The organism is Streptomyces sp. NPDC036815 (genome assembly GCF_055609205.1).
In genome coordinates, this window is the sequence record NZ_JBVJPW010000024.1 from 129,444 (window position 1) to 141,256 (window position 11,813).

At 69.7% G+C, this 11,813-nt stretch carries 9 protein-coding genes; 1 reads left to right on the forward strand and 8 read right to left on the reverse strand.

The window, feature by feature from the left end:
* Positions 1–218 precede the first annotated feature (218 nt).
* The 8 genes from ACZ69I_RS33670 to ACZ69I_RS33705 form a co-directional block, all read right to left on the reverse strand.
* Positions 219–1,496 (reverse strand): thymidine phosphorylase, encoded by a 1,278-nt coding sequence (locus tag ACZ69I_RS33670; RefSeq protein WP_467670164.1) that lies wholly within the window; start codon positions 1,494–1,496, stop codon positions 219–221.
* A gap of 120 nt (positions 1,497–1,616) precedes the next feature.
* On the reverse strand, positions 1,617–2,018 hold the full coding sequence (locus ACZ69I_RS33675; protein WP_467670166.1) for a cytidine deaminase: 402 nt from the start codon (positions 2,016–2,018) through the stop codon (positions 1,617–1,619).
* Positions 2,015–3,277, reverse strand: coding sequence for an ABC transporter permease (locus ACZ69I_RS33680; RefSeq protein WP_467670168.1), 1,263 nt, complete (start codon positions 3,275–3,277; stop codon positions 2,015–2,017). The genes ACZ69I_RS33675 and ACZ69I_RS33680 overlap by 4 nt, the downstream gene beginning before the upstream one ends.
* Entirely contained in the window at positions 3,274–4,413 is a 1,140-nt protein-coding gene (locus ACZ69I_RS33685; RefSeq protein ID WP_470836381.1) for an ABC transporter permease, read from the reverse strand. Before ACZ69I_RS33685 ends, ACZ69I_RS33680 begins: the two co-directional genes overlap by 4 nt.
* Entirely contained in the window at positions 4,410–5,990 is a 1,581-nt protein-coding gene (locus tag ACZ69I_RS33690) for an ABC transporter ATP-binding protein (RefSeq protein WP_470836398.1), read from the reverse strand. Before ACZ69I_RS33690 ends, ACZ69I_RS33685 begins: the two co-directional genes overlap by 4 nt.
* A 211-nt stretch (positions 5,991–6,201) precedes the next feature.
* Complete coding sequence (locus ACZ69I_RS33695; RefSeq protein WP_470836383.1) at positions 6,202–7,254, reverse strand: BMP family lipoprotein; 1,053 nt, start codon at positions 7,252–7,254, stop codon at positions 6,202–6,204.
* Positions 7,255–7,495: 241 nt separating this feature from the next.
* Positions 7,496–8,554, reverse strand: coding sequence for a BMP family lipoprotein (locus ACZ69I_RS33700; protein ID WP_470836399.1), 1,059 nt, complete (start codon positions 8,552–8,554; stop codon positions 7,496–7,498).
* A 266-nt stretch (positions 8,555–8,820) separates the two neighbouring features.
* Complete coding sequence (locus ACZ69I_RS33705; protein WP_470836385.1) at positions 8,821–10,077, reverse strand: M20 family metallopeptidase; 1,257 nt, start codon at positions 10,075–10,077, stop codon at positions 8,821–8,823.
* A 404-nt stretch (positions 10,078–10,481) separates the two neighbouring features.
* Here ACZ69I_RS33705 and ACZ69I_RS33710 point away from each other — a divergent pair, with 404 nt between their 5' ends.
* Complete coding sequence (locus tag ACZ69I_RS33710; protein ID WP_470836387.1) at positions 10,482–11,606, forward strand: serine hydrolase domain-containing protein; 1,125 nt, start codon at positions 10,482–10,484, stop codon at positions 11,604–11,606.
* Positions 11,607–11,813: the final 207 nt, after the last annotated feature.

Genomic DNA, 11,813 nt, shown 5'->3' on the forward strand with positions numbered 1-11,813 from the left:
CAGGTACGCGCAGCCCCACTCCCCGCACCCACCCTGGGGCTCCGCCCCAGACCCCGCTCCTCAATCGCCGGAGGGGCTGAATTTCCCCCCGGCGCCGGGAGAAGACGCCGCGCAACCCCCTCCCCCCAGGGGCGCGGGGAACTGCGCGACCAGCCACGGCGCGCCCGCAGACAAACAGCCCACCCGCACCGCCGCCCCCCGGCCCCCTAGAACTCCGCTCAACCAATCCGCCCCCGCACAATCGCCCCCGGCGAGAACTCCGTGCCGACGGGCGCGATATCGAACGAGCCCTCCACCGACTCCACCGCGTACGCGAACCGCTCCGGCGTATCCGTGTGCAGGGTCATCAGTGGTGCGCCCACCTCGACGGAGTCGCCCGGCTTCGCGTGGAGTTCCACGCCCGCCCCCGCCTGCACCACGTCCTCCTTGCGCGCCCGCCCCGCGCCCAGGCGCCACGCCGCGACGCCGATGTCGTACGCGTCGAGGCGGGTCAGGACGCCGGACGACGGGGCCCGGACCACGTGCGTCTCGCGGGCCACCGGGAGCGCCGCGTCCGGATCGCCGCCCTGCGCCGCGATCATGCGGCGCCACACGTCCATCGCCGAGCCGTCGGCCAGCGCCTTCGCGGGGTCCGCGGCCGTGAGGCCCGCCGCGTCGAGCATCTCGCGGGCCAGGGCGAGGGTGAGCTCGACGACGTCGGAGGGACCGCCGCCCGCGAGGACCTCCACCGACTCGCGGACTTCGAGCGCGTTGCCGGCCGTCAGGCCCAGCGGGGTCGACATGTCGGTGAGCAGGGCGACCGTGCGGACCCCGCTGTCGGTGCCCAACTCGACCATCGTGGAAGCCAGTTCACGGGCGTCGTCGAGGTTCTTCATGAAGGCGCCGGTGCCGACCTTCACGTCGAGGACGAGCGAGCCGGTGCCCTCGGCGATCTTCTTGGACATGATGGAGGAGGCGATCAGGGGGATCGCTTCCACCGTGCCGGTCACGTCGCGCAGCGCGTAGAGCTTCTTGTCGGCGGGGGCCAGTCCGTCGCCCGCAGCGCAGATGACCGAGCCGACGCCTTCGAGCACGTTCAGCATCTCCTCGTTGGAGAGCAGCGCGCGCCAGCCGGGGATGGCCTCCAGCTTGTCCAGGGTGCCGCCGGTGTGGCCGAGTCCGCGGCCCGAGAGCTGCGGAACGGCCGCGCCGCACGCGGCGACCAGCGGGGCGAGCGGCAGCGTGATCTTGTCGCCGACGCCGCCCGTGGAGTGCTTGTCGGCGGTGGGACGGGAGAGCGAGGAGAAGTCCATGCGCTCGCCGGACGCGATCATCGCCGCCGTCCAGCGGGCGATCTCCTTGCGGTTCATGCCGTTCAGGAGGATCGCCATCGCCAGGGACGACATCTGTTCGTCGGCGACCGCGCCGCGCGTGTACGCGTCGATGACCCAGTCGATCTGTTCGTCGCTGAGCTCGCCCCGGTCGCGCTTGGTCCGGATGACAGAGATGACGTCCATGGCGGTCCTTCCAGCAGTACAACGGCGTACGTACGTAGATATGCCGCGACTCTACGCGCATAGAGCCGCGAGCTGAAGGCGGCCCCGCACCCAGGATCTCCAAGGGGGCGGGGCCTGGCCTCAGTTGAGGTGTTCGGGCCCGAACGCGTCCGGCAGCATGTCGCCCAGCGTCCGCACGCCCGATGACGTCTCCAGAAGGAGCTCCGCGCCGCCGAACTCGTACAGGAGCTGGCGGCAGCGACCGCACGGCATGAGGATCTCGCCCTTGCCGTCCACGCAGGTGAAGTGCGTGAGGCGGCCACCGCCCGTCATCTGGAGCTGGGAGACGAGGCCGCACTCGGCGCACAGCCCGAGGCCGTAGGACGCGTTCTCCACGTTGCAGCCGGAGACGGTCCTGCCGTCGTCGACCAGGGCCGCGGCCCCGACCGGGAAGCCCGAGTACGGGGCGTACGCGCGGGACATGGCCTCGCGCGCCGCCTCCCGCAGGGCGTCCCAGTCGGCGTCGCCGGGCACGAACGTCACTTGCCTTGTCCCCTTCGGTAGGGCATTCCGTCCGCCTTCGGCATCCGCAGCCGCTGGGCGGAGAGCGAGAGGACCAGCAGGGTCACCACGTACGGAGTGGCGGTGACGACCTGGTTGGGGACCTCGTCGGTCAAGCCGTACCACAGGAACATCAGCGCGGAGACGGCCGCGGTGATCACCGCGGGGACGTACCGCTTGCGCCAGGCGAGGTACACCGCGCCGATGACCAGCAGGATCGCGATGAGCAGCAGGAGCGCGTGGACGTTCGTGCCGCCACCCCGGAGCTTCAGGCTGTCGGTGTAACCGAACAGGCCCGCGCCGAGCGCGAGTCCGCCCGGCATCCAGTTGCCGAAGATCATCGCGGCGAGGCCGATGTAGCCGCGGCCGCCGGTCTGGCCCTCCAGGTAGATGTTGGAGGCGACGAGCGAGAGGAACGCGCCGCCGAGGCCCGCGAGGCCGCCGGAGATGACCACGGCCAGGTACTTGTACTTGTAGACGTTGACGCCGAGCGACTCCGCCGCGATCGGGTTCTCGCCGCAGGAGCGCAGGCGCAGGCCGAACGAGGTGCGCCACAGGACCCACCAGCTCAGCGGCACCATCGCGACGGCGACCACGGTGAGCGGCGACAGGTTGGTGAACAGGCCGCCGAGCAGGCCCGCGAGGTCGGAGACCAGGAACCAGTGCTTGCCGTTGAGGTCCATGAGCCAGTCGGAGAGACCCGGCACGGAGAAGTCGCCGAGCGAGTCGACGGGCGGCGACTGCTTCGACGTACCGCCCTCCTCGCCCTCGAAGGCGAACGTGGCGAGGTAGCGCGTGACGCCCAGGGCGAGGATGTTCAGGGCCACACCGGAGACGATGTGGTTGACGTTGAAGGTGACCGTCACGATCGCGTGCAGCAGGCCGCCGAGCGCGCCGCCGAGGATGCCGAAGAGGACACCCACCCACGGGCCCCACTGGAAGCCCGCCCAGGCACCGAACCAGGTGCCGAGGATCAGCATGCCCTCGAGGCCGATGTTGACGACGCCCGCGCGCTCGGCCCACAGGCCGCCGAGACCGGCGAGGCCGATCGGCACGGCGAGCTTGAGGGCCGTCGACATCTGTCCGGTGGACGTGATGCCGTCGGCGCCGGTGGCGATGCGGACCACGGAGGTCAGCACCAGGACGCCCGCGATGATCAGCAGGAGGACGGGGAGCGAGACGCGGCGGCGGCCCGGCGCGGGCTGCTTGGCCGGGGACTTGGCGACGGATGCCGTGCTCATCGGGCAGCCACCTCCTTCACGGAGTCGTTGTTGCCGTTGTTGCCGTTCGCCCGGGCGGCGGCGGCCAGTTCCTCACCGACGCGCCGCTGCTGGCGGCGCAGGCCCCAGCGGCGTACGGACTCGGAGGAGACGACGACCGCGATCACGATCAGGCCTTGCATGATCACCGCGATCTCCTTGTCGTACGCGACCGGAGACGCGTAGTCCAGGGCGGGCGAGGCCTTGTCGAGGAAGGCCCACAGCAGCGCGGCGAGCGCGATGCCGACCGGGTTGTTGCGGCCGAGCAGCGCGATACCGATGGCGGTGAAGCCGAGTCCCGCCGGGAAGCTGAGGCTGTAGGTGTGGGTGTCGCCAAGCAGGATCGGCAGGCCCGCGAGGCCCGCCATTCCGCCGGAGACCAGCATGGCGGTGAGCACCATGCGCTTGGCGTTCACACCGGAGGCCGCGGCGGCCGACTCGGAGGCGCCGGTGGCGCGCAGGTCGAAGCCGAACCGGGTGCGGTTGAGGACCAGCCAGTACAGGACGCCCGCGGCGACGGCGACGAACACGAAGCCGTAGACCTCACCACCCGCCAGCTTGATGCCGGGGAACCAGCCGGACTTCTCCATCACGCCGGTGGTCTGGTTGTTGCCGACCGGGACGCCGAAGTTGTCGGTGAGGGTGAGGTAGCCGATGACGCTCGTCGCGATGGAGTTGAGCATGATCGTGGCGACGACCTCGCTGACCCCGCGGGTGGTCTTGAGGATGCCCGCGATGCCGGACCAGAAGGCGCCGGTGAGCATGGCGACCACGATGAGCAGCGGGATCTGCAGGGCGGCCGGGAGCGCGACGTGCGCGCCGACGACCGCGGTGACCATCGCGGCGAGGCGGTACTGGCCGTCCACGCCGATGTTGAACAGGTTCATGCGGAAGCCGATGGCCACCGCGAGCGCGGCCAGGTAGTACATCCCGGCCTGGTTGATGGTCAGGACCTGGACGTCGGAGTAGGAGATCTGCTCCAGCATCAGGGTGTACGGCTCGATCGGGCTCTTGCCCGAGGCCAGCAGCACGACCGAGGTCAGCGCCACGGCCACCACCAGGGCGATGACCGGTCCGGCCACCGCGAGGAGCACGCGCTCCTTGTCGAACTTCTTCATCGGGTCTCGTCCTCCTCGGAGCCGTCACCGGACTCGGGGTGTTCCAGGTGACCGGAGGCGGCACCCGTCATCGCCGACCCCAGCTCCTCCGGCGTGATGGTGGCCGGGTCGGCGTCCGCGACGAGCCTGCCGCGGTAGATCACGCGGAGGGTGTCGGAGAGGCCGATCAGCTCGTCCAGGTCGGCGGAGATCAGCAGTACGGCGAGGCCCTCGCGGCGGGCCTCGCGGATCTGGTCCCAGATCTGCGCCTGCGCGCCGACGTCCACGCCGCGGGTGGGGTGGGCGGCGATCAGGAAGCGCGGCTTGTGGCTCATCTCGCGGCCGACGATCAGCTTCTGCTGGTTGCCGCCGGAGAGCGAGGCGGCCGTCACGTCGATGCCGGGCGTACGGACGTCGTACTCCTCGACGATGCGGCGGGTGTCGGCCTGGGCGCCCTTGGGGTCCAACCAGAAGCCCCGTGCGTTCGGCTTCTCGGTGACGTGGCCGAGGATGCGGTTCTCCCACAGCGGGGATTCGAGCAGCAGCCCGTGGCGGTGGCGGTCCTCGGGGATGTACCCGATGCCGTCCTCGCGGCGCTTGCGCGTGGGCACGGCGGTGATGTCCTCGCCCGCCATGCGGATCACGCCGGAGTCGGCGTGCTTGAGGCCGATGAGCGCGTCGATCAGCTCGGTCTGGCCGTTGCCCTCCACGCCCGCGATGCCGAGGACCTCGCCCTCGTGGATGGTGAAGGAGATGTCGTCGAGCAGCGCGCGGCCCGCCTCGCCCCCGGCGAGCAGCTTGAGGCCATCGACCTCGACCATCGCGCGGTCGGTGACCGTCGACTCCGCCGTCTCGGGGGTGGGCAGTTCGCTGCCCACCATCAGCTCGGCGAGCTGCCGGGGCGTCGTCTCGGACGGGATCGCCGTGCCGACCGTGGTGCCGCGCCGGATGACGGTGATGTCGTCGGCCACGGAGAGGACTTCGCCCAGCTTGTGCGAGATGAAGATGACCGAGAGGCCCTCGGCCTTGAGCTCACGCAGGTTGTCGAAGAGCGCGTCGACCTCCTGCGGCACGAGCACGGCCGTGGGCTCGTCGAGGATCAGCGTGGTGGCGCCGCGGTAGAGGACCTTGAGGATCTCCACGCGCTGCCGGTCGGCGACGCCGAGGTCCTCCACGTACGCCTCGGGGCGCACTCCGAGGCCGTACCGCTCGGAGATCTCGGCGATCTTGCGCCGGGCGGCGCCGCCGATGCCGTGCAGCTTCTCGCTGCCGAGCACGATGTTTTCCAGGACCGTCAGCTGGTCGGCGAGCATGAAGTGCTGGTGCACCATGCCGATGCCGCGCACGATCGCGTCGGCGGGGCTGGTGAAGGCGACCTGTTCGCCGTCGACGGTGATGGTGCCCTCGTCCGGCTTCTGCATGCCGTAGAGGATCTTCATCAGGGTCGACTTGCCCGCGCCGTTCTCGCCGACGAGGGCGTGCACGGTGCCTTTGCGGACGGTCAGGTGGATGTCGTGGTTGGCCACGACGCCCGGGAACCGCTTGGTGATGCCGACGAGTTCGACGGCGACGGGCGGAGGGTTGGTGGACGCGTCGATGGCGCACTCTCCTCGGGGGCCTGAAGGAAAGGGGCCGCCTACGCGCGCAGTGCCCCTGCTACTACCGGGAAGTCCCTGCGCGAAATCGCCTCGCTGCAGGGGGTGTTGAGATGTGGCTCGCGCCAACGGGGCGCGGGTGAACCATCGTCCCCCACACCCCGTTGCACGAGAATCACGCTGCCGTTACGGCAGTCGGCAAGGCGGCCGTGCCTTACGGCGTGGTCTTGACCTTGATCTTGCCGCCCTTGATGCCCTCTTCGGCCTTCTTCACGGCGGCCTGGACGTCCTTCATCTTCTGGAACTCGGGGTTCGAGCCCGCCAGCGCGACACCGCCGGACTTGAGGTCGGCGCGGACGACGCCGCCCTTCGCGCTGCCGTCCTCGACGGCCTTCGCGAGGTTGTAGACCGAGCCCGCGACGTCCTTGGTCGCCGACGTCAGGATGTACTTCTTGTACTTGGCGAGCGCGTCCTGCTTGAACTGGTCGGAGTCGACGCCGATCGCCCAGACCTTCTTGGCGGCCGCGGCCTCGATGACGCCCTGACCGGAGAGGCCGGCGGCGTGGTAGACCACGTCGGCGCCCTTCTCTATCTGGCCCTGGGCGGCGGTCTTGCCCTTGTCGGGGCTGGAGAAGCCGCCGTCCTCGGCCTTCTCGGTCAGGTACTGCTTGACGACCTTGACCTTGGAGTCGGTGTCCTTGACGCCCTGCGTGAAGCCCGCCTCGAACTTGTGGATCAGCGGGACGTCCACGCCGCCGACGAAGCCGACGGTCTTGGACTTGGAGGACTTGGCGGCCACGACGCCCGCGAGGTAGGACGCCTCCTGCTCGCTGAAGACCAGGTCGGAGACGTTGTCGGCCTTGACGGTCTCGTCGTCGACGATGCCGAAGGTGGTCTTCGGGAACTTCGCCGCGACCTCCTTGATGGCGGGCGCGTAGGCGTAGCCGACACCGATGACCGGGTTGTAGCCCTGCTTGGCGAGCTGCGTCAGGCGCTGCGTCTTGTCGGCGTCGGACTCGCCGTCGACCGGCTCGACGGCCTTCTCGCCGGTCTTGAACTCCTTGGCGGCCTTCTTCATGCCGACGGTCGCGGCGTCGTTGAAGGACTGGTCGCCGGCGCCGCCGACGTCGTAGGCGATGGCGATGCCCTTGTTCTTGTCGTCCTTGCTCGCGGCGGCGTCGCTGGACGTGCCACCACAGGCGGAGACGGTTACGGCAAGAGCGGCGGTCGCGGCGCCCGCGACAGCTATTCGAGACACCCGGCGCATAGAGACGAACTCCTTGAGTCAAGCAAGCACAAGCACGTACGAGCAAGCATCAGCGCCTGCCTGGCGCTGATTTCGCCGCAGCGTAACGCGCGTAGACCTGACATAAGAACCCTTCTGTCCGGTCCGTTATCGAGCTGTGGCCGCCGGGTGTCGAATGCCCGAACGACGGGTGGGCGCCCCCTTCACCGGGGGCGCCCAGTCGCCACAAGAAGTACTACGTAAAACGTCTCAGGACCGCACGCTACGGGACGATCTTGACCTCGACCTTCCCGCCGACGATGTCCTTCCTGGCTTTCTCCACGGCGGCGACGACGTCCTTCATCGCGGCGTACTTCGGGTTCGAGTCGGAGAATCCGACCCGGCCGGACTTCAGGTCGTAGCGCTGCTCGCCCTTCATCGGCTTGCCCTCGACGACCGACTTCGTCAGGTCGTACACCGCGCCGCCGACGTCCTTGAAGGCGGAGCCGAGGATGTACTGCTTGTACTTGGCGAGGGCCTTCTGCTTGTACTGGTCGGAGTCGACGCCGATCGCCCAGACCTGCTGCGAACCGGCCTCCTGGATGACTCCCTGACCAGAAAGCCCCGCGGCGTGGTAGATCACGTCGGCGCCTGCCTCGATCTGTCCGCTCGCCGCGTTCTGTCCGCGGTCCGGACTGGAGAATCCGCCCTCCTCGGGCTTTTCGGTCAGATACCGCTTCTCGATTTCGATCTTGGGATCGACCGAGTTCACGCCCTGGACGAATCCGGCCTCGAATTTGTGAATGAGCGGAATGTCCACGCCTCCCACGAATCCGACGTGTTTGGCCTTGCTCACCTTGGCCGCGGCGACGCCCGCCAGATAGGAGCCCTGTTCCTCGTGGAAGACCAGGTCGACGACGTTGTCCGCCTTCACGGTGTTGTCGTCGATGATCCCGAAGGTGGTCTTGGGGAACTTCTTGGCGGCCGCCTGCACCGCGGGCGCGTAGACGAATCCGACGCCGACGACCGGGTCGTAGCCCTGCCTGGCGAGCTGTTCAAGGCGCTGGACCTTGTCGGCGCTGGACTCGCCGTCGCCCGGCTCCATGTCCACTCCGCCGATCTTGAACTCCTTGCGGGCCTTCGTGTAGCCCGCGTAGGCGGCGTCGTTGAAGGACTGGTCGCCCTGCCCGCCGATGTCGTACGCGAGCCCGATGCCCTTGGCCTTGTACGACGACGAGCCCGTGGAGCCCTTGTCCTTGCCGTCGTCGTCCTGCGATGCCTCGCTGCTGGTCTTGCCGCAGCCCGCGGCGGCGAGGGCGAGGACGGCGAGGGTCGCGGTGATGTGGGTGGCGCGAGATGTCCGGGCGCGCGATGGTCGCGACCGGCGGGATTTCGAAGAAGGACGACGCACAGGAAGCACCCCTTGATCGCCAACGCGCCGCGTACGGCGCTGATTTCGGCGCACATTAACGCGCGTAGAAAGCGAGGGGAACGGGTTTTCGCGGTGCTGTTACCTCTTCGTGCTTTTCGCGGTGCTTTTCCTGCCGAGGGCCGGTTGCGCCCGTGCGAACGTGGCGTACCCAACCGGCCCTTCCGTACCCGCCGCCCCTATCGCTCGGCGTCCAACAGGGCTGCGGCGGTGAAGAGTTCGACGCCGACGGTGATGGCCGTCTCGTCCACGTCGAAGTCGCCCTGGTGGAGGTCCCGTACGGTCCGCTCCCCCGGCTTGCGCACCCCGAGCCGGGCCATGGCGCCGGGCACCCGCTCCAGGTACCAGGAGAAGTCCTCGCCGCCGAGACTCTGCTCGGTGTCCTCGACGGACCGGGCGCCGCGCCGGGCCGCCATGGCGTCGCCCAACAGGTCCGCGATCTCCGGGTCGTTGACCACGGGCGGCACCCCGCGGATGTAGTTGATCTCGGACTTGGCGCGGTAGAGGTCGGCGATCTCCTGGACGGCGCCGTGCACCAGGTCGGCCGCGTCGCGCCAGACCGCGAGGTCGAGGCAGCGCACGGTCCCGGAGAGCTCGGCGTGCTGCGGGATGACGTTCGGCGCGTGGCCCGACTCGATGCGGCCCCAGGTCAGCGAGAGCCCGGAGCGCGCGTCGACGCGGCGGCCGACCAGCGCGGGGACCTCGACGGCGACCTTCGCGGCGGCGGTGACGAGGTCGGTGGTGAGGTGGGGGCGCGCGGTGTGTCCGCCGGGCCCGGCGAGCGAGACCTCCAGGCGGTCGCAGGCGGAGGTGATGGCGCCGTGTCGCAGCCCGATGCGGCCCGCGTCGACGCGGGGGTCGCAGTGCACGGCGATGATCCTGCCGACGCCGTCGAGGGCGCCGGACTCGATGGCGTCGGTCGCGCCGCCCGGCAGCACCTCCTCGGCGGGCTGGAAGATCAGCCGCACGGGACGCGGCAGCTGCCCCTTCGCGGCCAGCCCGGCGAGGACGAGCCCGGCGCCGAGGACGACGGTGGTGTGCACGTCGTGTCCGCAGGCGTGGGCGCGGTCGGGCACGGTGGAGCGGTAGTCCACGCCGAGCTTGGTGTCCGGGATGGGCAGCGCGTCGATGTCGGCGCGCAGGGCGAGCATGGGCCGTACGCCATCCCAGGTACCGATGTCGCAGATGAGCCCCGTACCACCGGCGAGCACATGGGGCGCGAGGCCCGCCTCCTCGAGCCGGGCCTTGATGGCCGCGGTCGTACGGAACTCCTGGTTGCCGAGCTCGGGGTGCATGTGCAAGTCGCGTCGGAAGGCGACGAGTTCGGCGCGCAGCTCTTCGGGCAGCGCGCCGGGGAGCATGTCCGCCGGCGCGGACTCCGATCCGGACACGTCGTCGGACACCTCTTCGGACGCGAGGGACATCAGTTGGTTCACCCTTTGAAGGGTAAGGCGACAGACCGGTCAACTGACCCACGATCAACAAAAGTTCAGCCCGATAGGGGAAGAAAATGTGGCCGCGTGGCGCATGACCGTTGGTCGCGATGGGTAAACTTTTACGCCGTCTCGGGGGATGCGGGGGTTGGGGACCGCCTGTTAAGGGGGCGGGGGTTAGCCCTACCTGCGGTCGGGCGGGTAGCTGGATCGTCCCGGAGGCGGGGCGCGGGACAGGCTGGCACTGCGATCACCCCTCCCGTTCCTCAAGCTACCCCTGGAGTTGGCCCGTGCGCGATCAGGCACCGCAGAAGTCCCGTCCGACACGTCTGCCCTACACGTCACATATATCCGGTGCGTCCGGTACGTCAGGTGGTTCGAGTCGCCGGAAGGGTTGGCGCGGAGCCGTGCCGGTGGTGGCGGCCGTGGCGGTGGGCCTGCTGTCGGCGGGCGTGCTCGCGCCCTCCGCCGCATCGGCCGCCGACCGGCCGGACCCCGTCAAGGAAGGCCTGAACGCGCTGGTCAGCCCCGGTGACGTGCCCGGCGCGCTGGCAAGCACGCTGACTCCGGACGGTCGCGTCCGGCACTACACGGCGGGCATCGGCGACGTGTCGACCGGCGCGAAGGTGCCCACGAACGGCCGGGTGCGGATCGGTAGCAACACCAAGACGTTCACCGCGGTGGTCATGCTGCAGCTGGTCGCCGAGGGGAAGGTCCGCCTCGACGCCCCGGTGGACGACTACCTGCGCGGGCTCGTCCGCGGCAACGGCAACGACGGCCGCCGCATCACCGTCCGCCAGCTCCTGCAGCAGACCAGCGGCCTCCCCAACTACAGCAACTACCTGGGCGAGGAGGTCCGGTACTTCACCCCGCAGGAGCTGGTCAGCATCGCACTGCAACACACGTCCGAATTCGAGCCCGGGAAGCAGTGGAAGTACAGCAACACGAATTACGTGCTGGCCGGCCTGATCATCGAGAAGGTCACCCACCGCTCCCTCGCCGAGGAGATGGACCGGCGCATCATCAAGCGCGTCGGCCTGCGCCACACCTACTTCCCGGCCCCTCGTGACGCCACCATCAAGGGCCCGCACCCCAAGGGCTACTACCGGACCTCGGCGGACGCGCCCCTCCTGGACGTCACGGAGACGGACCCCTCCTGGGGCTGGGCGGCGGGCCAGCTGATCTCCACGAACTCCGACCTCAACCGCTTCTTCACCGCGCTCCTGGACGGCGACCTCCTGCCGCGGGCCCAGCTCGCCCAGATGCGCAGGACGGTCCCGGCCGAGGCCACGTTCGGCAAGGGCGCCCGCTACGGCCTGGGCCTCGTGAGCAAGCCGCTGCCGTGCGGCGGCCTCTACTGGGGCCACGGCGGCAGCTTCCCGGGTTACGAGACGCGGGGCGGCGCCACGGACGGCGGCCGCGCGGCGAACGTCGCGGTCACGATGCAGCTGAACGACGAGGTGGCCAGGGGCCGCGTGGACGGAGTCGTGGAGAAGTCGCTGTGCGACGAGGCGCCCGGCCGCACGCCGTAATGCCCTTGGGCCACCTCATGTCGCGAGGCTGGGCCCCGGTCCGGTCCGGTCCGGTCCGGTCAGGGACGGAGGCTTTGGCGGGCCCGCGCTGAATTGTGGCCGGGGCCGCCCGGTTTTTTGCGGAGTGTGGCGCCTCCGGGCCGGCAGTAAAGGGCGCTCCTACGTCGCGTCGGCTCCGCCGATTCCGCTCCGCTCCACCCTTGACTC

Excerpts from the sequence above, each read along its gene's own strand:
- ACZ69I_RS33685 (WP_470836381.1), bottom strand. The coding sequence starts at position 4,413 with ATGAAGAAGTTCGACAAGGAGCGCGTGCTCCTCGCGGTGGCCGGACCG.
- ACZ69I_RS33670 (WP_467670164.1), bottom strand. The coding sequence starts at position 1,496 with ATGGACGTCATCTCTGTCATCCGGACCAAGCGCGACCGGGGCGAGCTC.
- ACZ69I_RS33695 (WP_470836383.1), bottom strand. The coding sequence starts at position 7,254 with ATGCGCCGGGTGTCTCGAATAGCTGTCGCGGGCGCCGCGACCGCCGCT.
- ACZ69I_RS33680 (WP_467670168.1), bottom strand. The coding sequence starts at position 3,277 with ATGAGCACGGCATCCGTCGCCAAGTCCCCGGCCAAGCAGCCCGCGCCG.